The 24,237-nt window shown below is 43.7% G+C and carries 20 protein-coding genes and 1 tRNA gene; 12 read left to right on the top strand and 9 right to left on the bottom strand.

Features of this window, described 5'->3' with window-relative positions:
• Positions 1–34 precede the first annotated feature (34 nt).
• The 3 genes from V7K45_RS10630 to psbX form a co-directional block, all read right to left on the bottom strand.
• Positions 35–595 (bottom strand): TolB family protein, encoded by a 561-nt coding sequence (locus tag V7K45_RS10630; protein ID WP_335003098.1) that lies wholly within the window; start codon positions 593–595, stop codon positions 35–37.
• A gap of 47 nt (positions 596–642) precedes the next feature.
• The gene (locus V7K45_RS10625; protein ID WP_335003096.1) at positions 643–1,560 is read right to left on the bottom strand and encodes a Ycf66 family protein; all 918 of its coding nucleotides are present in this window, start codon (positions 1,558–1,560) and stop codon (positions 643–645) included.
• A 247-nt stretch (positions 1,561–1,807) separates the two neighbouring features.
• On the bottom strand, positions 1,808–1,927 hold the full coding sequence (gene psbX / locus V7K45_RS10620; RefSeq protein ID WP_174709687.1) for a photosystem II reaction center X protein: 120 nt from the start codon (positions 1,925–1,927) through the stop codon (positions 1,808–1,810).
• Positions 1,928–2,234: 307 nt separating this feature from the next.
• Between psbX and V7K45_RS10615 the strand changes: the two genes are divergently transcribed.
• Complete coding sequence (locus V7K45_RS10615) at positions 2,235–2,528, top strand: YggT family protein (RefSeq protein WP_094350101.1); 294 nt, start codon at positions 2,235–2,237, stop codon at positions 2,526–2,528.
• A 63-nt stretch (positions 2,529–2,591) separates the two neighbouring features.
• Here V7K45_RS10615 and accC read toward each other — a convergent pair whose 3' ends face one another.
• Complete coding sequence (accC, locus tag V7K45_RS10610) at positions 2,592–3,935, bottom strand: acetyl-CoA carboxylase biotin carboxylase subunit (protein WP_335003093.1); 1,344 nt, start codon at positions 3,933–3,935, stop codon at positions 2,592–2,594.
• Between the two features lie 539 nt (positions 3,936–4,474).
• On the opposite strand from accC, the gene V7K45_RS10605 reads away from it, so the two are divergent.
• The 5 genes from V7K45_RS10605 (at position 4,475) to V7K45_RS10585 (ending at position 9,637) form a co-directional block, all read left to right on the top strand.
• Positions 4,475–4,555 (top strand) — tRNA-Leu (locus V7K45_RS10605).
• 182 nt (positions 4,556–4,737) lie between these two features.
• Positions 4,738–5,367 carry a chorismate lyase gene (locus V7K45_RS10600; protein WP_335003091.1) on the top strand — a complete coding sequence of 210 codons (630 nt, stop codon included), beginning with the start codon at positions 4,738–4,740 and terminating at the stop codon, positions 5,365–5,367.
• 489 nt (positions 5,368–5,856) lie between these two features.
• Entirely contained in the window at positions 5,857–7,626 is a 1,770-nt protein-coding gene (locus tag V7K45_RS10595) for a DUF3352 domain-containing protein (protein ID WP_335003089.1), read from the top strand.
• Positions 7,627–7,826: 200 nt separating this feature from the next.
• The gene (ccsB, locus tag V7K45_RS10590; protein ID WP_335003087.1) at positions 7,827–8,888 is read left to right on the top strand and encodes a c-type cytochrome biogenesis protein CcsB; all 1,062 of its coding nucleotides are present in this window, start codon (positions 7,827–7,829) and stop codon (positions 8,886–8,888) included.
• Positions 8,889–9,328: 440 nt separating this feature from the next.
• Positions 9,329–9,637, top strand: coding sequence for a KGK domain-containing protein (locus V7K45_RS10585; RefSeq protein WP_335003085.1), 309 nt, complete (start codon positions 9,329–9,331; stop codon positions 9,635–9,637).
• 630 nt (positions 9,638–10,267) lie between these two features.
• On the opposite strand, the gene V7K45_RS10580 is transcribed toward V7K45_RS10585, so the two are convergent.
• Together V7K45_RS10580 and V7K45_RS10575 are read right to left on the bottom strand one after the other, a co-directional pair.
• Positions 10,268–14,098, bottom strand: a complete 3,831-nt coding sequence (locus tag V7K45_RS10580) for a tetratricopeptide repeat protein (RefSeq protein WP_335003083.1) — start codon at positions 14,096–14,098, stop codon at positions 10,268–10,270.
• 1 nt (position 14,099) lies between these two features.
• Positions 14,100–14,426 (bottom strand): hypothetical protein, encoded by a 327-nt coding sequence (locus V7K45_RS10575; protein WP_335003081.1) that lies wholly within the window; start codon positions 14,424–14,426, stop codon positions 14,100–14,102.
• Positions 14,427–14,618: 192 nt separating this feature from the next.
• Between V7K45_RS10575 and V7K45_RS10570 the strand changes: the two genes are divergently transcribed.
• A complete protein-coding gene (locus V7K45_RS10570) occupies positions 14,619–15,203 on the top strand; it encodes an Npun_F5749 family FMN-dependent PPOX-type flavoprotein (protein WP_335003079.1) in 585 nt (194 codons plus the stop codon).
• Positions 15,204–15,326: 123 nt separating this feature from the next.
• Here the strand turns inward: V7K45_RS10570 and cysE are convergent, their stop codons facing one another.
• The 3 genes from cysE to V7K45_RS10555 form a co-directional block, all read right to left on the bottom strand.
• Positions 15,327–16,091 carry a serine O-acetyltransferase gene (gene cysE, locus V7K45_RS10565; RefSeq protein ID WP_334897725.1) on the bottom strand — a complete coding sequence of 255 codons (765 nt, stop codon included), beginning with the start codon at positions 16,089–16,091 and terminating at the stop codon, positions 15,327–15,329.
• Positions 16,092–16,262: 171 nt separating this feature from the next.
• Positions 16,263–16,754 carry a hypothetical protein gene (locus tag V7K45_RS10560; protein ID WP_335003076.1) on the bottom strand — a complete coding sequence of 164 codons (492 nt, stop codon included), beginning with the start codon at positions 16,752–16,754 and terminating at the stop codon, positions 16,263–16,265.
• 317 nt (positions 16,755–17,071) lie between these two features.
• Complete coding sequence (locus V7K45_RS10555) at positions 17,072–18,733, bottom strand: DUF3352 domain-containing protein (RefSeq protein WP_335003074.1); 1,662 nt, start codon at positions 18,731–18,733, stop codon at positions 17,072–17,074.
• Between the two features lie 158 nt (positions 18,734–18,891).
• Between V7K45_RS10555 and V7K45_RS10550 the strand changes: the two genes are divergently transcribed.
• From V7K45_RS10550 to aroC, 5 genes are all read left to right on the top strand, one after another.
• Positions 18,892–19,224, top strand: a complete 333-nt coding sequence (locus V7K45_RS10550; RefSeq protein ID WP_335003072.1) for a rhodanese-like domain-containing protein — start codon at positions 18,892–18,894, stop codon at positions 19,222–19,224.
• A 466-nt stretch (positions 19,225–19,690) separates the two neighbouring features.
• The gene (hrcA, locus tag V7K45_RS10545; protein WP_335003070.1) at positions 19,691–20,797 is read left to right on the top strand and encodes a heat-inducible transcriptional repressor HrcA; all 1,107 of its coding nucleotides are present in this window, start codon (positions 19,691–19,693) and stop codon (positions 20,795–20,797) included.
• A 119-nt stretch (positions 20,798–20,916) separates the two neighbouring features.
• Entirely contained in the window at positions 20,917–21,591 is a 675-nt protein-coding gene (locus V7K45_RS10540) for a DUF2834 domain-containing protein (protein ID WP_335003068.1), read from the top strand.
• Between the two features lie 245 nt (positions 21,592–21,836).
• Positions 21,837–22,919, top strand: a complete 1,083-nt coding sequence (gene psbA, locus V7K45_RS10535; RefSeq protein WP_335003066.1) for a photosystem II q(b) protein — start codon at positions 21,837–21,839, stop codon at positions 22,917–22,919.
• A gap of 173 nt (positions 22,920–23,092) precedes the next feature.
• Entirely contained in the window at positions 23,093–24,181 is a 1,089-nt protein-coding gene (gene aroC / locus V7K45_RS10530; protein WP_335003064.1) for a chorismate synthase, read from the top strand.
• Positions 24,182–24,237: the final 56 nt, after the last annotated feature.

The raw sequence follows: 24,237 nt of genomic DNA, 5'->3' as shown, positions 1-24,237 counted from the left end.
ACAACTCCTAACTCCTAACTCCTAACTTTCTCCCCTACGGAGGTGAACCTACGGTTGCACCGTTGGGAATATCTAACTCAATATTTGGCCCCCGGTCTAAAACTTCAATATCCCACTGACCACGAGTGGCGGTTTCAAAGACAACATAACGTCCATCTGGACTAATATTTGGTTTTCTGACCCAGCCGCGATAAATTGGTGTGACAATTTGCGACTGTTGCGTAGCGCGATCGTAAAGTGCCACCACTGGTCTACCTTGGTCACTAGTAAGATAAGAAATATAACGCCCTGTGTAGCTCAAACTTGGACTTTCGGCAATTGTCTCCTGTCGGTTTATCCCCGGTGTGCCAATAAAAACTTGCCTCTCCAAATCGTACACTAGTAGCTGCTGATTACCATTGCGATTAGATACAAACGCTAAAAAGCGCCCATTTCCACTCAAAGCAGGTTGCTCCTCGGTGTAGCGACTGTTAAGAGAAGTAGGCCCTATGGGAATATCGCTAGTACCACAAGATACAAGCAAACTTGTTAAACCAAAAACCAGGCTCCAATGAATTGGTCTTTGGAGCCAAAATGTAGGCGTAAATTTTTCCACCTCAACTGTTTTCCGTCGCCTCTAAACCTACTTGCACGCCAACTGTTTTAAACATCGTCATCAAAATCGGTCAAATTATCTGATCCCTCATTTGGTTTTTCAATTGGATTGTACGGCACATAATCAGTTGGGATCGCATCATCATCTTCGCGGGGTCTTCGAGGAGTTGAGTCAGCGGGTGGGCGACGCCTTCTTGGTCTGGGAGAAACATCATCTTCACGACTTTCAGGACGCCCAGACCCGTTATTACTACGACGAGAAGGTTTTCTGACTTCCCCACCCGAACTTTCCCAATCATCAACTTGCCTAGATGAAGAACCCCAATTTTCATCTTCAGAACTTTCAGAAGGGCGGTTTACAGGACGACCAGAAGTCCGCCGACGCGTTCTATCAGATGGAGCCTGTCTTTCACTACTGCTGCTGTTGCGGCGTTCTGAACGACGGGGGGGTTGCTCCTCGTAGTAGTTATCACGAGTGGAAATCTCATCCCTGCTACCCCGAATCCGGGCGCGCACTGGGCGTTCCTCCTCGTCTTCATAAGGCAGTGGCTCTAAATCTGCATCCATTTCAGCTTGATACTTTCTGCGATCGTTGTAGGAATAGCGATCGCTAACTGGTCGATCTTCGTCCACAATCGGAGTGTTGCGCTTTGCTTGCTGGGTAGCTATACTCCGCAGGCGAATACTTTCAACTGCAAAAAACACAGTTGTACCAACTAAAAGCAGTTGACCAAATTGTAAAATCGGGTCAAGCCGCCATCCTTGAAAGACAAGAATGAAGCCGCAAAGCAAGCCCACTGCCGCAAAAAAGATATCTTGATCCCGTGACAATTCTGGACGCACAGTGCGGAGAAAATACAGTGCTGCCCCAGCCACAGCCAGGAAAATTCCTAGAATACTGGCTGAGTTTGCCCCAAAATTAACCTGAGCCAGAAAACTGGCTGAGTTCAGCCCAAAATTTATCATTGCTATTTTCCCAATATCACATCTATGTTAGCGAGTCACAATTAAAATCACTACTCTAATTAGTCACGATATATTGAAGCTTCAAAGCCTCTGGCAAAGAAGCTCTGAAGCTATTCACCGAAAAGTAAAAACGTCTATGTCTGTCAGCATAAACTGCCACCAGTCGCAGTTTATGCTGCTTTTAGTGCAATTAAGTAGATAGCTGACAGACAATTGATTACGAGAGCTAATTTAACTCTCATAAGCATTATGAACGCTGTATTTTATCTTTTTGGCTAATGAAAATTAGACCAACAGTAGCGGGTATTACAACAATTGCTGTACCCCATAGCAGACTCCAAAGAAAATTTGCTAAAGAAGGCGTCATACTTCTCAACCTTTTTTTACACACTTCATCCTAATTTTAATAGTGTATTACTTTCTTGAGAAGCCTCTAACTCTGAACTGCCAAACTTGGTAACTTCTTTCACCAGTTATTGAGTTAACCACATGGGCGAGTTCGCTTTTCTATTTCAGAAAGAAGTGACAGCATTTAGTTAAAATGATGATCGGAGTGCTTTACAAAGCTTAAAACTTTTTAACGATGTCTACGATGGGCTAATCGGCGTCGCAAAATGCACATAGCCGTTGCCTAAGTTTTTTCTTTTTTTACAGATAGATAGTACCTGAAACCGATGACTGGTGTTAACCTGACTGCTTGGATTCTTGGCCCTGTGTTAGGGGTGATGACATTCTTATTTATATTTCGTATCATTCTCACTTGGTATCCGCAAGTGGATCTGAATCGTTTGCCGTTTAATTTAATAGCTTGGCCCACTGAGCCATTTTTAATCCCGTTGCGAAAGCTGGTGCAACCTATAGGTGGGGTAGATATTACACCTATTATTTGGGTTGGTATCTTCAGCCTGCTGCGAGAAATTCTGTTAGGTCAACAAGGATTGCTGACTATGCTATCTCGTGTGAATTAGGGTACAGGTTACAGGTTATACCCTGTCCCCTGTAACCTATAACCTTTTTCCTTTCCTACTCTCCTACCCGTTCATTTCCTGCACAAAATTTGTATAGACATTACCCTGTAAAAACTGTGGAGTTTCCATAATTTTTTGATGAAACCCAATGGTAGTAGGTAATCCAGTAATGGCACATTCCCGCAGCGCGCGTTTCATCCTGTTAATAGCAGTGGGTCGGTCTGGCGCCCAAACGATTAACTTGCCGATTAAGGAATCGTAATAGGGCGGGATTTGGTAATCTGTGTAAACGTGGGAATCAATCCGCACACCAGGGCCTCCGGGGGGCAGATAGCTACTGATGCGTCCAGGAGAAGGGCGGAAGTCATGATCGGGATCTTCGGCGTTAATTCGGCATTCGATCGCATGACCTCGTAATACTACTTGGTCTTGGGTCAGCTTGAGTCTTTCACCTTGAGCAATGCGGATTTGTTCGGCAACTAAGTCTATCCCAGTAATCATCTCTGTTACAGGATGTTCTACTTGAATCCGGGTGTTCATTTCCATAAAGTAGAATTTACCGGATCTATCCAAGAGAAACTCAATAGTACCCGCCCCACTGTAGTTAATAAATTGGGCAGCTTTAACAGCAGCTTGGCCCATTTTCTCACGTAGGTCTTGGTCGAGAGCCGGACTAGGAGCTTCTTCTAACAGCTTTTGATTCCGGCGCTGAATTGAACAATCTCGTTCGCCTAAGTGGATGACATTACCATAGTTATCCGCCAAAATTTGAAATTCGATGTGGCGGGGACGTTCAATAAATTTTTCTATGTAAACGCCAGAATTCCCAAAAGCTGCTCCTGCTTCGCCTTGGGCTGCAAGAAAAAGTTTAACAAATTCGTCTTCAGAACGAACTAGGCGCATACCCCGTCCACCGCCACCTGCTGTAGCTTTGATCATCACTGGATAGCCGATATCCTTGGCGAATCCTAATCCTTCTTGCTCGGATTCTACCAATCCCTCAGTACCTGGTACCGTCGGTACTCCAGCTTTTTGCATGGTTTCTTTGGCAGTGGATTTATCGCCCATCCGTCTCATAGCTTCTGGAGTTGGACCGATAAAAGCAATATGATGGTCGGCACAGATTTCCGCAAACCGGGCATTTTCTGCCAAAAAACCATAACCTGGATGAATGGCAGTAGCATTGCGCGTCAGTGCAGCAGCAATAATATTGGGAATATTCAAATAACTTTTACCGCTAGCCGGTTCGCCAATGCAAACCGCTTCATCAGCAAGTTGGACGTGGAGAGCATTACGGTCAACGGTGGAGTGAACCGCAACTGTGGCAATTCCCATTTCTTCACAGGCGCGGAGAATGCGAAGGGCGATTTCTCCCCGATTGGCAATTAATATTTTGTCAAACTTCATTTTTTAGTTTCGATATCATTACCAGTAGATTGACATTTTCTCCGATCCAACTTGAAACAATGCTTCTACATTATTTCAAATTATTGCAGGAGATTCGCCACCCTGATTCTAAGCAAACTTGCATATTGCAGGCTTGCTGCCTCTACGGGTCTTACTACACTAACAACATTGCTGCTGTAAGTCTTGGCTAGACTACCAAGCTGGGCTTTTGCGAAGCCGATAGCGAGTCAGACGCTCCTACGTCGCTCTCACTCTAAGCGAAGCTATGCCGTTGGCGTTCGCTTTAGCATCTCTGAAAGAGAAGCCTCTCGTAGAGAAGGCTTTATGCTGCGCTATCGAGCGTCATAGTCCGTCGTCTACACCGATCGCACCCCGCCGAACACAGTAGCTTTACCCTTTTCAATATCACTTGTACAGCTGCTAAATTTCTGTCAGTCTGATACCGCCTTGAGAAAATTTATATTTTTGAGCAACTGAATTTAGATATCACCTTACTATAATTATTTTCTTATGCTATAGTCTATTCTTAGACAAACCATGCGGATGTGGCGGAATTGGTATACGCGCACGCTTGAGGTGCGTGTGGCTTTGCCTTGGGAGTTCGAGTCTCCCCATCCGCATTTTTGCTTGTTTAAGCATAGGGTCAATAGTTATAGGTCAAAAAACCTTAGACTATTGACCCTTAAATATTAAGTTTGCTTCGGAAGCACTTCAGTGGTTACTAGATATTAAGCAAAGTTGTCTTGTCAAAGTACTAGTTCTTTATGCTTTTATAGAAATAGGTGAAGTTTTGTAAAAAGCATTGACTATTTCTTTTACGCCGACAAACAACCTAACATCGCCACCAGCTTGGCATCGCCTCACTCCGATTTGGCAAGGAGGGGAGGAAATAATTCAACAAAGTTTACCTCACACTCAGCTAGCACCTGCATGGCAGCTAATGCTCTTGGGTGATGGCTCTCCAACACGTCACTTAGAATTGCTCACAGGTGAGCCTGTAGAAGTAGATGTTATTGATATGTCATTGATTGGCATCGACTTGGATGCTGCTCCTGAGTTAATCCAAGCTGTCCCAGAACCGCGATTACGGCGACAAGTATGGCTGCGTACCGCTTCTGGGCAACGATTAGCCTATGCTACTTCTTGGTGGGAAGCCAGTCATGTCGATGAGTATTTACAAAACCGTTCATTACCAATTTGGGCAAGTTTAGCTCGTCTTCGCACAGAATTGTATCGAGATGTTCGAGGAATTTACTACGGTGACTCATTGGCACTAGAGTCCGGTTTTGGTGTAACTGGGCCTTTTTGGGGTCGCCACTACTTGTTTTGGCATCATGGACAGCCACTGACATTAATTTATGAAGTTTTTTCGCCTTATTTAACCAAATATTTGGGGCCTATGCAACTGAATGCTGTTAATGCTGAGACATAGTATTATTTAAAAGTTTTGCATCTTTTACAGTGTGCCCCAGAGTATGGGAATTTTGCATTAATGACTTTGAAGATGAGTAATCTATGTAAAATCCCGGACACTGAATTGATCTTGCTTAGATGGAGTCAATACCACAGATGGAAGCTCTATAAATAGAAGGTAGTCTGGGTTACAAATTACTTGCAGCTTTTTCAAGTTAGTTATATCCTCAAAGTGCTTGAAATGAAGGATGTTAACTTTCGGAGACTTTCCGAAAAAGACAGCCCTTTAAAGGAAGTGTCCTGCGAAATTCAACAAAGCGTGTTAAAAAAGGTAACTAACCACTAAAACACCGCTTTGAAACAGTAGAGAAGGTTGATTACGGAAATATCATCAATGTCTATGGTGGAAAAATTTATGAAATTAACTACCTTAGATCGCAAGAAACTTTTTGGTTGACTTAACCAATTTAGTAAGTAATGAGTTTGGAAATATGAGGTACAGGTTTCAATGGCACCGCCTCTTGTGTCTGTTCAGATGAAGAAAAAGAAGAAACCGTCTCTGGTGCTGACGCTCTCGGCTGCTGGATTATTGATTGGTGTGGGGAGTGTAGCATACTGGTTGTTAGCTCAGAGACAAATATCTTCTAGCAATTTGCTAGTAGGTGCAAATATTATTCCTGGTGATGCCCTGTTTGCAGTTTCCTTAACAACAGATCCCCAACAGTGGCAGAAATTGCGGCAGTTTGGGACAAAAGAAACCCAGACAGAACTGGACAAAAATTTAGTCCAGTTACGCGATCGCTTTCTGACTAATAATGGTTACGACTTCCAGAAAGATATCGCTCCTTGGGTAGGCGATGAGGTGACGATCGCAATTCTTGCCCCAACTACAGGAAATAAACCTGCACCCAAACCAGTGACCACCAATGAAGATGCTGCTAGCGATCAGCAGTCGATGGTAATGGTATTGCCAGTAAAAAATTCAGAAATCGCCAAAAACATTTTGGCACAACCTAAAACCCTTAAACAAGGCAAATGGATTGACCGTATTTATCAAGGGATTACCATCAAACAAAGTGAGGGACAAACAGCGCAAAACTTCTCAGCTGCATTACTAGATGGGCGTTTTTTAGTCATAACTGATAGTCCCAAAGCCACAGAACGAGCGATCGATGCTTATAAAAATAAAACATCTCTAGCCACAACAGGAGGCTTTACTGAGAATTTCCCGAAAATTGCCAACTACCAACCCTTTGCCCAGTTTTATGTAAATGTGCCAACAGCAGCAAAAATAGCCGCAGTTTCTCCAAACCGTCCTTTACCTGCTCAAGTTTTGGCTCAACTGCAAAACAACCAAGGTTTAGCAGGGACAATAACTTTAGAGTCAGAAGGAATCCGCTTCAAGGGCGTTTCTTGGTTAAATCCTAATAGTCAACGTGTGCTGGTGGTGGAAAACAAAGCTGGGAAAATGCAAAGCCGCATACCAGCGGAAACCTTAATGATGCTTACTGGCGGTAACTTACAGAAGTTGTGGAGAGACTATGTTTTAACATCTCAGGGAAATCCTTTATCACCCATTGCACCAGAACAGATTAGAGGTGGGATAAAATCTCTTACCGATCTCGATTTAGAGAAGGATTTGCTTAGTTGGATGAAAGGGGAGTTTTCGTTATCAGTAATTCCTGCTACTCCAAAAGAAGGTTCACCAAATGATTTTCGTGCGGGTTTGCTGTTCATGGTACAGACAAACGATGACTACAGCGGGCAAAGCCTACGCAAATCAGCTGAAGCATCCATCAGTAAGCTGGATGAAGTGATGAAAAATCAATACCAGTTCCAAGTGCAACCTGGGAAAGTCGCAGGTCAATCTGTTGTTAACTGGGTATCACCTTATGGCACGTTAACTGCTACCCACGGTTGGTTAGATGGAGATGTCGCTTTTTTGATAGTGGGCGCTCCGATCGCGGATAAAATTGTTCCCAAACCTAACTACACACTAGCTGGTACTCTTCCCTTTCAACAAACAGTTCCTACAGAACCCAATCCGACAAACGGTCAATTTTTCCTGGATGTGGAACGAACTGTGAAAAATTTCCCTTTACCAACTTTAATTCCCAATCAACAAACTTTGCTAGATGCAACGCGCACAATTGGGATGACATCTGCTGTCAGCGACAATCGCAGTAACCGTTACGATATTTTTATCGAACTTAAAAAAGTTACTAACGCGACTACATTGCCTAGTCCAGAGGGGAGTAAGAGTAATTCTGTTAAATAGGGAATGGGGAGTAGGGAGCAGGGTAAAAGGTTAAAGGTTAAAGGGAAAAGGAATAAATTTAATCTTTCCCCTTTTCCCCTTACCCTTTTCCCCTTACCCCTTTCCCAATCCCCAATCCCCCATTCCCGATTCCCCTCTAAACATATAGGATCAAAACAGTCAGAATCGATATTTTAAATTATCCACGGAGAGAAGACTTTATGAATTTGGTTGTACTCCAGAACTGGCTGGACAATGCGTCCTTTGCCATATTATTCCTGACAATGCTGGTGTATTGGGGAGGAGCGGCTTTTCCGAATCTGCCTTATCTAGCCGCTTTGGGGACAGCTGGAATGGCGATCGCAAATTTGGGCATTGCTACTCTATTAGGGGCACGATGGATTGAAGCTGGTTACTTTCCCTTAAGTAATCTCTATGAATCCCTGTTTTTCTTAACTTGGGGAATTACCGCCGTCCATCTAATTGCTGAAAATAGTAGCCGTAGCCGCTTAGTAGGAGTTGCAACAGCTCCGGTGGCAATGGCTATTACTGCTTTTGCTACTATGACACTACCATCCCAGATGCAAGCGTCAGAACCCCTAGTACCTGCCTTGAAGTCAAATTGGCTGATGATGCATGTCAGCGTCATGATGTTGAGTTATTCTGCTTTGATGGTGGGTTCGTTATTAGCGATCGCTTTCTTAATTGTCACTCGCGGTCAAAATATTCAACTACAAGGTAGTTCCGTCGGTACTGGTGGCTATCGCAGCAACGGCTACCGCTTGCACAAAGCATCTGAACTAATTTCTCAACCACCAGCCCCCTCTATCGAAAATAACGGTTTTGCCCGTTTTGAAACTAGTAGCAACGGCAACGGCAATGGTAACACTGCTGTTTTGAATTTAGTAACCACCCCTGAATCTCCAGCCGTTGCATCTGCTGAACCTCTTTCACCCCAGCGCCTTAGCCTTGCCGAAACCCTCGACAACATCAGCTATCGCATCATTGGATTAGGATTTCCCCTGCTGACAATTGGCATCATTGCCGGTGGCGTTTGGGCTAACGAAGCCTGGGGTTCCTACTGGAGTTGGGACCCGAAAGAAACTTGGGCATTAATCACCTGGTTAGTGTTCGCCGCCTACCTTCACGCCAGAATTACTCGCGGTTGGCAAGGGCGCAGTCCCGCAATTTTAGCCTCCACTGGCTTGCTTGTGGTTTGGGTTTGCTATCTTGGTGTGAATCTTTTGGGTAAAGGTTTGCATTCTTACGGTTGGTTTTTTTAAGAACCTCACTAAGACAGTACTGAGTATTGAGTACTTTATTTTTACTCATAACTCAGGACTTAGTAAAATCCCGCGTAAAACTATGGTGAGTTAAGTATTTAAGTTGAAACGCAGAGGGGTGAAGAGTTTTTCTTCGCCCCTTTGTGCAATACACAAATTATTACGATAATAACCAAGGACTAAGAGGATGTTTGAAAAGTTTTCTTCTCGGTAACAAAACGTTCTAGATCCCCCTAAATCCCCCTTAAAAAAGGGGGACTTTGATTCCGGTTCCCCCCTTTTTTAAGGGGGGTTAGGGGGGATCAGTTAGTGCCTCAAATCACAGCCAACCACTTTTCAAACACCCTCTAATGACCAATAACCAATGACTAAATTATCATTTTATTTCGGATGAACTGTTATATCTCTAGAAAATATAGATTTATTGACAGGAGATTTTTATGGAAGATGGATTCGAGATACTAAACCATGATGAAGTTGTGTCTATAGAGCCGGACACTTTTAATAAGTTAAATATTGCCAAAACTTTTAAAGTCCGTGATTTGATTACAGCAATTAAAGAATATGTTGGAGCAGAAGAAACAGACGAAGTAAATTTATATACCCAAGGCTTAACTTGTGAAGTTTTGCAATTTAGTACTTTGGGATGGAAAAAAGGAAAAGTTCGACTTGCTTTAGAATTTTGTCCTGATGAATCTGAGTCACCACTTGATGAAATTTTTCAAAAACTCAAACAAGTGGAAAACTAATACCCAATGAGCAAAAGATCCCCGACTTTTTAAAGAAGTCGGGGATCTGGACACCGCGACACATTGAGATTTGTTGTAGAGTCCAAACATTTAAATATTTTTATCGTTAGCGATCGCTTGGCATAAATCCTGATTCTCTGTCCTGAATTGCTATCAAAATTCATTAATGAAATAAATCCCATAATCACGAAGACGCGATTTATCGCGTCTCTTGCCTTAATGGAACAACATTGCGAGGTTCACGAATGAAGCTCCGAGGTTCACAAATGAAGCTCAAAGGTTCACAAACGAAGCTTAAAGGTTCACGAACGAAGCTCTGAGGTTCATTAACGAAGCTCTAAAGTTCACAAATGAAGCTCCGAGGTTCATCAACGAAGCTTAAAGGTTCACGAACGAAGCTCTGAGGTTCATTAACGGAGTTCAAAGACTCATTCACGAGTATAAAAGACTCGTCCACGAATATCAAAGACTCGTCCACGAGTATCAAAAACTCTTGCGCGAGTATAAAAGACTCGTCTACGAGTATTAAAGACTCATTACAGCAATTTTCATTTATTTAGAAAACACTCTCGCGTTCTTCTTTGTGTCCTTGCGCCTTTGCGTGAGATAAAAAATCTTTTGGTGCTGTAATTACGAATTACGAATTATCCTATCAAGACTTGCACTCACACCTTCAGCATCCGGTGACTTCAATCGCTCCAAAATCTCTAAAGCTGGTTGCAAATAGAATATCGCTTTAGTGTATTCACCCTGCTGTTCTGCCAAATCTCCTAACCTCCGCAGAGTCATTGCTTTGCCTTGGACATGACCAGTGCGTTCATCAATTTCTAAAGACTGATTGAAAAGTGCGATCGCTTCCTCCACTTCCCCTTTTTTGGCGTAGATACTTCCCAGACAGTGCAACGTCACCGCTTTGCCTTGGACATTACCAATGCCTTCTTCTATTTCCAAAGACTGATTGAAAAGTGCGATCGCTTGATCCACTTCTCCTTTGTCGGCGTAGAGCATTCCCAGTTTGTGCAACGTCGCCGCTTTAGTTTTCACATCTCCAATGCGTTCACTTATTTCCAAAGACTGATTGTAGAGTGCCATCGCTTGCTCCACTTCCCCTTTGTTGGCGTAGATAAGTCCTAATTGGTTCAACGTCGCCGCTTTGCCTTGGACATTACCAATGCGTTCTTCTATTTCCAAAGATTGATTGAAAAGTGCGATCGCTTTATCCACTTCCCCTTTGTCGGCGTAGATATATCCCAGTTCGTGCAACGTCGCCGCTTTGCCTTGGACATAACCAATGCGTTCTTTTATTTTCAAAGACTGATTGTAGAGTGCGATCGCTTCATCCACATCCCCTTTGTTGGCGTAGATACCTGCCAGTTGGTGCAACGTCGCCGCTTTGCCTTGGACATAACCAATGCGTTCATCAATTTCAAGGACTTGATTGTAGAGTGCGATAGCTTTATCTACTTCCCCTTTGTTGCCGTAGATCACTCCCAGTTCGTGCAATGTCACCGCTTTACCTTGGACATTTCCAATGCATTCTTCTATTTCCAAAGACTGATTCAATAGTGCGATCGCTTCATCCACATCCCCTTTGTTGGCGTAGATACCTGCCAGTTGGTGCAACGTCGCCGCTTTACCTTGGACATTTCCAATGCATTCTTTTATTTCCAAAGACTGATTCAATAGTGCGATCGCTTTGTCCCATTCTCCTTTATTAGCGTAGATATTTCCCAGACAGTGCAACGTCACCGCTTTGCCTTGGAAATTACCAATGCGTTCAGTTATTTCCAAAGACTGATTGTAGAGTGCGATCGCTTTGTCCCATTCCCCTTTATTAGCGTAGATATTTCCCAGACAGTGCAACGTCAACGCTTTCCCTTGGAAATTACCAATGCGTTCAGTTATTTTCAAAGACTGATTGTAGAGTGCGATCGCTTCATCCACATCCCCTTTGTTGGCTTTCAGCATCCCAAAATGATTATAAATTGAAGCTAATTCTGCTTCGTCTTCTGCGGGACAAAGATTCAAAGCTTGTTGATAATAGTTTAATGCTCGATCAATCTCACCCATTTGGCGTTCACAATAAGCAATTTCTTTAAGAACACTATGGTTTTTGGTAATTTCTAAAGTTGATTTGCATAGATGTATTGCTTCCCGAAATCGACTTTGATTCCGCAAGTGTTCCGCCAATGAATTACCTATTTTCCCAGCAATTTCTTCATCCTTCCCCAACAACGCCAAGCGATGAATTTCTAACTTTTGTGCTTCCGTGCCACCTTCCGCCTCTTCCCTCCACAGCCGATACAAAATTTGTGCAGCTTGTTTATACAACTCTTCACCCTTGGGGTTTTCTGGAAACTCTAGCAACGGTGACAAAATCCGGGGAACACGATACAACCTCTCTGTGTTGTTGGTGAGGGTAACTTCCAACAAACCCAAAATTTCAGCGCGTTGCTTATGACTTTCCCAACTTGAGATATCCTCACAAATCGGGTCAATAGCAGCTAGAGGAACAGGTAACTCATACACCAACAACTTCCCCAGCATAAGACGCAAAGCTGGAGTTTGCTGCTTCAGCAATTCCTGTGCCAAAATATCCTCACGAAATTCCTTTTCCTTATCAGCCATCTTTTGCAGAATCATCTCAACTCCCCTCTCCGCTTCCGGCGACTTCGGGGAATTTTGCAAAATCTGATCTAACCATTCCAACAGCCGAGGATTTCCATCTGCTGCTTTTTTGGCACGTTCCGGCAAATCTGGCTGAAATTGCCAACTGCCATTAAACGAATCCAGACGATTATACTTTTTAATTAAATCTGCCCCACCCAGAGCACCCAGAGGTTCGCGGTACAGACGATGATTCAGTTCCGACAAAGTGAAATTGTAGCGACAGGTAATAATTACCTTGTGGGGAAGTTGGGAATTTTGCATCGCCTTCAGCAACGCCAGCAGTACATCCACAACTTGTGGTTGCAAGACATAAACCCCATTTCGTAAATCCAAATTAGCCTCAAAGTCATCCAGCACAAAGGCAAAGCGCTGTTCTTTGGTATTCAGTCCTTCTATGAAAAACTTGGTGAGGCGCTGCATCAACGGTAACTTGCCATTGAGAATTTCATGCCCTCGTTCCGAGGTACATTGTTCAGCAAGGGTTTTGAGCAGTTTGTCCTCATCCAGTTGCCGAAAGTTCACCAGCCTGTGATAGCCAACCATCCTTTCCAGAAGTCGCGCCGTCACAGTACTCTTACCCACACCCCCCAGTCCGTGAATTAGTACCCCTAATGAAGTGCGAATAGCTTTGAGACAACGTTGCAAAGTCCGCCGTCTGCCAACAAACTCAGAGGGTTTCGCCACCCGCACCTGTTGGGTATCGGGATCTAAAAACTGTTGGTATGCAGGTTCCGGCGCTGAGAGTGGCAAATCTCTCAACACTTCCACCAACGCACCGGGACATTCTCCCTGGACATATAACCGCAACAAATGCCAGTCACGCACATTCTGTTGAAACAACTGCTGGTAGGTGGTAGCGAGTGCTTGGGCTAATTGATATCCGGCTGCCAATTCGCCGTATAGGTGGGCGGCGGCGGCTGTAGCTGTCCGATCTTCCACAGGCCGCCCCCAACTTAAAACCGCCCTCGCCCCTTGTTCAATTAGCGCCTCAGCCATTGAAGGGACAGCGCCTTTATCTGCTGCTTGTCCAGTCCGACACCCAGATAAAAACACCAATTTGGGAAAGCGAAACCGGAAGACTTCGGCGAGTTCTGCGGCTGTGGTTTCGTGGCGTTCCCCGATTTCCGTCTCAGTAATAAAGTAAGGCGTGTAAGGTGCTTCATCTTTAATTGACGCGTGTCCTGTGAGGTGAAACACATCAAAGTCATTAAAATAGCGACTCCACACCTTACCCAACTCGCTAACGCAACCGCTTTCTTCCACCCGCAAATCAACAGCAAAATCTCGCGTATCAGCCAGAATTCTCGCCTCTTCCTGTTCAAACTCTAACTTTGGTTGCAAATCTTCCGGGTCGGTTGCCATAAACAATACTCGCAATTGTCGTGCTTCCACAGAAAACGGTTCCGTTTCTTTTTCAATCCAGCGCAGAGGTAACACCACTGGATTAACCCGCTTCACCAAAAAATCCTCACCATCATGCAGCACTTCCCAAGGTAGATGTGCCAATTTTTGATCGGTATCAATGGCAATTACCAACCCCTCACCGCGACAGTTAGCAATTCCCCGACTCAACCACCGTCCATCCCCATCCAACCAAAAAAATAACTGCTGCCCGATTCCTGGTAAATTGGGCAGCAGTTTATAGTAATCTCGTTCACCTTGCTTGAGGAAATCAGCGATTTCTGCCAATTTCAGGCGACGTGATTCATAGTGATTTTTTTGAGGTAGCCAATACCTGAGTTCAACTGTTTCCTGCGTACTTTCCCGAAGTTGAATGCGGATAGTTTGCACTTTATTTGCTGAGAGATTTGAGGATTTCCGTGATTTCCTCTATGGTAGCTTCTTCGAGTAAAATCCTGTTTCCAGTATCAGGGTCAAGAATTACCACATCAAATTGCTTCCCTGGATGAGATTTATGCCATTCTTGATACCATTTGCGAATTTGTTCAGCTAAAGTCGCAACACCACCCACAATGCCAATAATAGTAGCGATCGCCGCCAAAGTTCCCTCTCTCTGCGTCGGAACTTCATAGCTTCCCGATATTCCAGGAATTTCTAGCAAAGCCTCGGCTGCGGCTGGTGCGCCTTCCCCTTCAATTCCCACTTGAATTTCTGCCATAGCTCATCTGCAAATTTATACAACATACTGTATATTCTGCGTTGAATTGAGGATAATATTCACGCAAAGACACAGAGACGATTGCAAAATTATTTACTTAGTGTTGTACCAATTGTCTAAAATAAGACGACAGACCCAAACCTGAAAACCCAGATTTAATCTGACTTTTTTAATTTTTAATTTTTAATTGATATGTCTCTTGCTCCTTGGCGAGGTGCGATCGCTCATGCACTCCATCGCAACCGCAGCCTTGTTTATGCCCGTTACCTGCAACTAGCAACGGTACAAGCGAATGGTCGCCCTGCTAATCGTACCCTAGTCTTTCGTGGCTTTCTGGAAGATACAAACCAGCTAAAATTTATTACCGATAACCGTAGCGCCAAAGCCGATCAGATACAGCAACAACCTTGGGCAGAAGTTTGCTGGTACTTCCCCAATACACGAGAACAATTTCGCATCACTGGCTGTTTAACCCTAGTAAGCGGTGATGATTCTGACCGGGATTTACAGCCAGCAAGGATTGCAATGTGGCAAGAATTAAGTGATGCGGCGCGTTTACAGTTTGCTTGGCCGCATCCTGGAAAACTCAGAGTTGAAAACCCAGAAGCTTTTGCACCACCATCACCCGAACCCGTGCAGCCAGTGCCTAATTTTTGTTTACTGCTACTCGATCCGGTGCAGGTAGATCATTTAGAATTACGCGGCGAACCACAAAATCGATGTCTTTACCACCGTGATAACCAACAAGAGTGGTCTAGCCAAGCGATTAATCCTTAAATATTTTAAATATTGGAATAGAGACGCGATTAATTGCGTCTCTACAGGAGTTAGGAGTTGGAAACTGCAAACCTGCATTTATGATTTTTATTCTTCACTCCTCACTCTTAACTTCTCACTTTTTTAAATGCCAGCCCCATCTAGAAATTCCTGGATAGTCTTATCTTTGAGGTTGCACCAGCGAGTATCGTGAGTTAGCTCATCCTCTTTCGTTGCTAAACCACCTACTAAAACAGGAGTTTTTTCTGAAGAATTGGTGCGCTGAAGAGTTTGTATTTGTTCTTCCAACGCTTCAATCCGGTCTACTAAAGCACGAATTACTTGAGCTTCTGAATCTGGTAAGTTATTGTGTTCAAGAGGAGAAACCCGAACTCCAGAACGATACATAATGCGCCCAGGCACACCTACCACAGTACAGTCTGAAGGCACATCTCTTAAAACAACAGAACCAGCACCAATACGGACATTATTGCCAATTTGGATATTGCCCAGTACCTTCGCTCCAGCCCCGACTACAACATTTTCACCCACAGTAGGATGGCGCTTGCCACATTCTTTACCAGTACCCCCAAGGGTGACACCTTGATAAATTAGAGCATAGTCTCCCACGATCGCAGTTTCACCAATTACTACACCCATCCCGTGGTCAATAAATACACTTTGCCCAATTGTTGCACCAGGATGAATTTCAATTCCAGTCAAAAACCGAGCCAAGTGAGAAATCAGGCGCGGAATAAAGGGAAGACCAACACTATACAGCCAGTGAGCCAGCCTATGGAATAACAGGGCTTGCAAACCAGGGTAACAAAATAAAACTTCCAACCAGTTACGGGCAGCTGGGTCACGTTCAAATATGATACGAAAGTCAGCACGCAGTATAGATAGCACGAGATAGCACCCTCGGAAAGCACAACAAGCTACTCTCCCATATTATCCTCTCAGGTGTTACACCTAAAAATTGGGAATGGGGGATTGGGTATAAGAGGCAGAGGGGCAGGGGGAAGGGTGCAGAGGAGAGGAGTTTTCCCCCTGCTTCCCACTCACTCCCCACTCTTTAATTCATTGCTGTTCCACTTTCAGAGTATAATCCCACTTGACTCCAGGGTTAAATGTACCTACCCAAATCCGATAAGTGCCCTTTTTCCAGTTGCGATCGCTAACGCTAGCATCTTTACTTTTACCAGTGTCATCGCCGCAACGAATCGTAGTTTTATCCGGGCCTTGGATTAGCAAAGTGGTGTCATTGTTGTTGCTATCAACTTGGATTGTTAGCTGGGGAAAGTCCTTTTCCAAAACCATAATGTGATCGGGTTTGGGATCGGCAAAGCCAATACAGGCTTTTTGATCGCGATCGCGGTTACTTATGGCAGACAATGAGTAAGAACCACCTGTAAACCCCTGCACTGTTCCTTGGGACGAATCAAAGTTTGTTGATAAATTCAAATTGGCAAAGTTTGCTGTCTGTGCTATCGCAGGGGTAGCGGTGATGGCGGTAAGTATAGCTAACAGCCAACCGCCGCGAAACTGAAGTCGGGGGCAACAGTATTTCATAGTAGCCCTCCAACAGGCTTTTAAATTAGTGATGATATATACATATTCTAGTGAAAAAATTCCAGTGAAATTTCAGTTGGTTGTGCCACATTCAAATGTGCCACAGTTAATGTTTTGGAAAGTAAACAGCGAATTGCTAGGTTGTTTCTCGATCTAGACAGCAGCATTAAATCGCGCTCGTTGATAGTGGAGCATTTTGGCAATCAAACCATTGATTAGGAAATGCTACATAAAATTTAAGTAAATATCATGAGGCAAAAAAGCACAGAAGATAAAAGAATTTTTTACATTCTGTACTTTCAGCTTCTATGAAAATTTCACGAATTATGGAGTTTGAAGAAAACGCCACCTTTGATCGATCGCGTGTCAGTTCCATAACTACTAACTGTGAGCGATCGCAGGTTGTTAAAAAATGGTTTACCTAAGACTTCCACTAGTTTGAGAATCGGTACTTGACGCTCTAACAAATTCTGGCTCTTTGTCCAGTCGAGATATACATAACCTTGGTTTGGTAGAGGAATTGCAGCGATACTATCTTTGAAATTGGGATTGTCAATTATGGAATGATCCTTAGTTGTGAGAATTTCATTGATCGTTTCCAAGTCAGATGCGAAAACTTCGTAATTTCCGAAAGTTGTGTGCAATCCCCGCACTTTTGTTTCAATGCTGAAAGATGCTCCTTCTTTAATATCACTTTTTTTTGTAGCTGTGGTTAACTCTGTCCAAGCGGAGATTTTTTGCTTGTCTATATTCAGGGTATTGATGCTGAGTCCGTTAGATGAGGCGATCGCATCTAATCGAGCAACACCTTTTTCTACACTCTCGGGTTTTTCTACCACAAAAATCCAATGTGGGGTTGTTTGCTCTTTATCAGGTAACAATGCTATGGCATATTCTCCTTGTACCCAGCTAAAAATATCCTCTGGTAAGTTTATACCCCAGCGTTTTTGAACATCTGCCAAAGGTTTTGCTAACCGAGAAACCACATCTTCCCCAGAACCATATATGGTAGCTGTGGCTTGTCTCCAGAGTTTGGCTAAGTCACTGTCAGCCAAATTACTCAAATTCGAGCCGGAAATTGCTAAACCTGCGGATGCTGGAACATATTGCAATGCTCCCACAGGTTTAGATAGTGGTGCAGATGGAGGGACAATTTCCGATGAAGTCAAAATACTGGTTTCTGCCAGTAATCCTTTAGGATTTAACACCAAGGATATAATTTGGCTGTTATAAAGTTGTTCTGGTAACTCTAAGCCTTGCCATTTTGCCACGATGGGAAGATTCAAGAAAGCTACAGCTAATCCCCCTTTGAGCCTTTCTTTGGTAGCTTTTTGGTATTCGGGTGAGCTAGTCAAATTCAGATCGGGCGCTTGGACGTTATTGATAGCATCTTTTAGTACTTTCGGATCGTTGGCAAATAAGACGAAGCTTTCACCGACAACAGCACCAGCAAGCAAATCTTGTTCTGGCTGGGAATTGTCAGAAATCAGTTTTACACCTTTATATTGTTCAACAGCTAAGTTTGCACCAGCTAAAGCTCGTTTAGAAAACAGCAATTCGACAAACTCGCGGCTTTTCTCCGGTTGCTTGGTTGCTAGTGCCAACAAATACCCTGGCTGTTGTCCGTTTTCTGGATCGCGATCGATATCTAAGGTTGCGATCGCTAATGTAATTTCGTCCCCTAACCAGGGTTGAATGTCTTGTTTGTAATCTATGCCACTCTTGGCGAATAAACTGGTTTTGAGTTTAGATAATTCTTCTTCGCGCTCCAACGCCTGCAAACGGTCAGGATTCGTCAATAATGAAACCATTGCAGGGGAAAGTTTCGACACGAATATGGCTGCACCAGGCCCAGAGCTAGAAGCAATGAGGCCAGCCGGACTTTTAGCGAAAAACCAGTAAAAGCCTGCGATCGCCATTACTAGCAGTGCGATCGCCCCAGCGACGATAAAACCGATAAATGAACGTTGCCTATTCACATTAAACCTATTAAAAAAGACGGTTTACAGCCATTTAAGCAGAAAGCCTAGCAGAATTAATCAACCCCCTTGAGAATGGATACTCATGCAAAGGCAGAGATTTTCTGTCACCATAAATAGGATTAGGACTGTTTATCGGGAATTCTTTTAGTCAACCCATGAACCAAATTAGTGTAGAAGAACTGGCGCAACGTCTTTCTTCTAGTGATGTAAGTATTCAGCTAGTAGATGTGCGTGAACCAGGAGAATTGGAAATTGCTAGCATTGAGGGCTTTGTCAACCTACCTTTAAGTCAATTTGCCGAATGGGGAGATCAAGTACCTACCCTCTTCAATCCCGAAGCCGAAACCTTAGTGTTATGCCACCACGGCATCCGCTCTGCCCAAATGTGCCAGTGGTTGATTGCTCAAGGTTTTACAAATGTGCAAAATATTTCGGGTGGTATTGATGCCTATTCCCAATTAGTAGACCCTTCAATTCCCCAGTATTAGCTTCTGCTCGGATAGATCATTCAGATGGAACTTACTCTTCCATCTGACTTTTGCTATGCTAAAGATATAAGTACATCAATTTAGAGGCTTGCCGGAGAGCCTGAAATTTGGGCATCAAGTACATCTGCACAAAAATGTTGGATTGCTCTAAATTATAGTTCGGTAGTATGCCTCTGAAGAGAATAAGTATCTAATAATACTGTTGCAAGCAGAAATTTATGCAAAAGTCCTGTTAGGAAAAAGCATCACAAGGGTACATTATAACTAGCAGCTTTTGCAAAAAAATTGAGCTACTATTCTAACCCTACTCTTAAAAAATCCTTTGTACATAAACTTTAAAAATACTTATCATAATATAGTTATATAATTTGATACCTTAAAAATTATTAATATTCTCTGTTTTCGATTAAATCCAAAAATTTCTTGAGAGTTTGATTAAAATTTGCCTTCAGCAAAACATACCATAATGGAAGTTCAGTTAACAAATCGACAACAGCATATACTTTGGGCAACGGTACGTCACTATATTGCTACGGCAGAGCCAGTTGGTTCAAAGGCTTTGGTTGAGGAGTACGATCTGGGTGTAAGCTCGGCGACAATTCGCAATGTGATGGGCGTTTTAGAAAAGTCTGGATTGCTCTACCAACCACACGCTTCTGCTGGACGCGTACCTTCAGATTCAGGCTATCGCATTTATGTTGACCAGCTAATTCCTTCTCTGCGAGATGCTACGCGAACGGAAACTTTAGGGCGAGAAGTAGAGGTGGCATTGCAAAAGCAGCTACAGTGGCAAGATCGAAGTTTAGAAACCCTACTGCAAGGAGCCGCGCAGATTTTAGCAACATTGAGTGGTTGCATTAGCTTGATCGCTATGCCGCAGACGACTACAGCGCTATTGCGACATCTGCAATTAGTGCAAATTGAGGCTGGGCGGATCATGCTGATTGTGGTGACTGATAGTTATGAGACACATTCTAAATTGATGGATTTGTCGCCAACACCAGAAGAAACACAACGGGATTCAGAGGTAATCGATCGGGAGTTGCAGATTGTTTCTAACTTTTTGAATAGTCACTTGCGGGGGCGAAGTCTGTTGGAATTAGGCCACCTCAACTGGAGCGAACTAGATCAAGAATTTCAACGCTACGGGGAATTTTTGAAAAACTCAGTTGCCGAATTGGCTCGTCGCACTCTTGCACCGACTGCAACCCAAATTATGGTTCGGGGTGTGTCAGAAGTTTTGCGCCAGCCAGAATTTTCCCAGTTACAGCAAGTACAAACAATTATCCACCTGCTGGAAGAAGAACAAGATCAACTGTGGCGATTAATATTTGAACAACCAGAACCAGAGGATGGTGGAAAACCAAAAGTAACGGTTCGCATTGGCGCAGAAAATCCATTAGAACCGATACGCACCTGCACCTTGATTTCTTCTAACTATCGCCGAGGTTCGATACCCGTAGGAAGTGTGGGAGTTTTGGGGCCAACGCGCCTAGATTATGAAAGTGCGATCGCAGTAGTAGCATCTGCTGCTGATTATCTCTCAGAAGCTTTCAGTTATTTCAATCCTTAATTAGCGATTAATCTTTAGGAACAAGCCGCTACGCCTCTAGGCGAGCAAACAATACCATAGCAAGCTGATAGCCGGATTTGTAACGGCAAAATCGATAATTAATACTACTTAAATCTTTCATGCTTAGAAAAATTGCCTTTAGTCTACTGTGGCTGGGATTTGTTGTCTATGCCTTTTTCCTCGCGCCTCCTGAGCAACCTGGTACATTCGAATTAATTAAAAACCTTTCTATTGGGCAGTGGCAAGGCATTAACCCGTTAGTCGTAGCACTATTCAACCTCATGGGCATCTGGCCTCTTATTTACAGTGCAGTAGTCTTTATTGATGGTAGAGGACAAAAAATACCTGCTTGGCTGTTTGCGACTGTCTCTTTCGGAGTTGGTGCTTTTGCCTTGTTACCGTACTTAGCCTTTAGAGAACCAAATAATCAGTTTGTCGGTAAAAAGAATATCTTGCTCAAATTACTAGATTCTCGTGTGACTGGTTTTGTATTGACAGTAGCCACGGTTATTCTAGTTACCTACGGCATAAGAGGTGGAGATTGGAGCAATTTTGTGCAAGAGTGGCAAACTAACCGCTTCATCCATGTGATGAGTTTAGATTTTTGTTTACTCTGCCTATTATTTCCCACATTGCTGGGGGATGATATGGCGCGTCGCGGTTGGAAAAATCCCCAGTTGTTTTGGTTAATAGCGTTGATACCGCTATTTGGCCCATTGATTTATTTATCTGTGCGTCCACCTTTACAAGAAGTGGGTATAGAGTCCATATCCAAGCAGCCAGCAACGAATTGAAGAATAAAGTGCATTTTTCACAATCCAAAATCGTTCGACTAAGCATAGCTGAAGTCTAAAATCCAAAGTCATATCACCCAAAGTCCCCACTTTTTCAAAGGTTTGGGGATTTTCTGTCGGTGCGTAAATCCCAAGAGAAAGTTTTTTCTGAAAGTACTTTACAAAACGCAATAAATTCTTTAAGATGTGTAACAGGTAGTCAAACCTACCTAAATTCATCTGCAAATAATCGCATTTATAAAACAATGACAACAACCTTACAACAGCGCTCAAGCGCCAATGTATGGGATCGATTCTGCGAATGGATCACCAGCACCAATAACCGGATCTACATCGGTTGGTTCGGCGTAGTAATGATCCCCACCTTGCTAGCCGCCACCGCTTGCTTCGTAATCGCCTTCATCGCTGCTCCTCCAGTAGACATCGATGGTATCCGCGAACCAGTTGCAGGTTCCTTGATTTACGGAAACAACATCATCTCTGGTGCAGTTGTTCCTTCCTCTAACGCTATCGGTTTGCACTTCTACCCAATTTGGGAAGCAGCATCCTTAGACGAGTGGTTGTACAACGGCGGTCCTTACCAATTAGTAATTTTCCACTTCCTGATTGGCGTATTCTGCTACATGGGTCGTGAATGGGAACTATCCTACCGCTTAGGAATGCGTCCTTGGATTGCGATCGCATATTCAGCACCAGTTGCAGCAGCAAGTGCAGTATTCTTGGTATACCCCATCGGACAAGGTTCATTCTCTGATGGTATGCCTTTAGGTATCTCAGGAACCTTCAACTTCATGATCGTGTTCCAAGCAGAACACAACATCTTGATGCACCCCTTCCACCAATTAGGTGTAGCTGGTGTATTCGGCGGAAGTTTGTTCAGTGCAATGCACGGTTCTTTGGTAACTTCCTCCTTGGTTCGTGAAACAACTGAAACCGAGTCACAAAACTACGGTTACAAGTTCGGTCAAGAAGAAGAAACCTACAACATCGTTGCAGCACACGGCTACTTCGGTCGTCTAATCTTCCAATACGCTTCTTTCAACAACAGCCGTTCACTGCACTTCTTCCTCGCAGCATGGCCTGTAATCGGCATCTGGTTCACCGCCTTGGGTGTCAGCACAATGGCGTTCAACTTGAACGGTTTCAACTTCAACCAATCAATCATTGACTCTGAAGGTCGTGTGATTTCAACTTGGGCGGATGTAATCAACCGCGCTAACCTGGGTATGGAAGTAATGCACGAGCGTAACGCTCACAACTTCCCTCTGGATTTGGCTGCTGGCGATTCTGCTCCTGTTGCTTTAACCGCTCCTGCTATCAACGGTTAATTCTGAAGTTTAACTAAATGAGAAAGCGCCCTCTGGTAACGGAGGGCGCTTTCTTATTTGTATAGGTAAAAGATAGTTTATACGTCAAACATTCCCAGTGCCAAAGCATATAAATTAACTTTTGCACAAACTCTAGTTAAAATACATAAGCCTCATCCTTTTTCTTTAAGATCATGGGCAACACTTTTGGTCATCTATTTCGCATAACTACTTTTGGTGAATCTCACGGCGGCGGTGTGGGGGTTGTGATTGATGGTTGCCCTCCACAACTAGAAATTTCGGCAGAAGAAATTCAAGTGGAATTAGATAGAAGGCGTCCAGGACAAAGTAAAATTACAACACCTCGCAAAGAAGCAGATACTTGCGAGATTTTATCAGGTGTATTTGAAGGCAAAACACTAGGAACGCCTATAGGAATTTTGGTACGGAACAAAGATGCTCGTTCGCAAGACTACGACGAGATGGCCGAGAAGTATCGCCCTTCTCACGCGGATGCAACTTACGATGCAAAATATGGCATTCGCAATTGGCAAGGCGGGGGTAGGTCGTCAGCGCGTGAGACAATTGGCAGAGTAGCAGCAGGTGCGATCGCAAAAAAAATTCTTCGTCAAGTTGCCAATGTTGAAGTTATCGCTTACGTCAAGCGCATCAAAGACTTGGAAGGTGTAGTCGATCCAAATACCGTCACCTTAGAACAAGTGGAAAGCAACATCGTTCGCTGTCCCGATGCTGAATGTAGCGATCGCATGATTGAATTAATTGAGCAAGTTGGGAGACTTGGTGATTCTATCGGTGGTGTCGTAGAATGTGTGGCGCGTAATGTACCAAAAGGTTTGGGCGAACCAGTATTTGATAAATTGGAAGCTGATATCGCTAAGGGTGTGATGTCTCTCCCTGCTAGCAAAGGCTTTGAAATCGGTTCCGGTTTTGGCGGAACGCTGTTAACGGGAATTGAGCATAATGACGAATATTATATTGATGAAAATGGTGAAATTCGCACTGTAACTAACCGTTCTGGTGGTATTCAGGGGGGAATTTCCAACGGGGAAAATATCATTTTACGAGTTGCATTTAAGCCAACGGCGACAATTAGAAAAGAGCAAAAGACAGTAACTCGTGAAGGTGAGGAAACGCTATTAGCTGCGAAAGGAAGACACGATCCTTGTGTGCTACCGCGTGCAGTTCCAATGGTAGAGGCGATGGTGGCGCTAGTATTGTGTGACCATTTGTTACGACATCATGGACAGTGTAAGGTGTTGTAGGGATTATAAGACTTTCAGAAAATATTTATGCTTCGGGGGTGGGTGTCTGACTCGCC

It is taken from the genome of Nostoc sp. (genome assembly GCF_036917375.1).
Classification (GTDB): domain Bacteria; phylum Cyanobacteriota; class Cyanobacteriia; order Cyanobacteriales; family Nostocaceae; genus Nostoc.
Note: the sequence above shows the minus strand (reverse complement) of the source record. Positions and strands in the feature narration are given on the sequence as shown.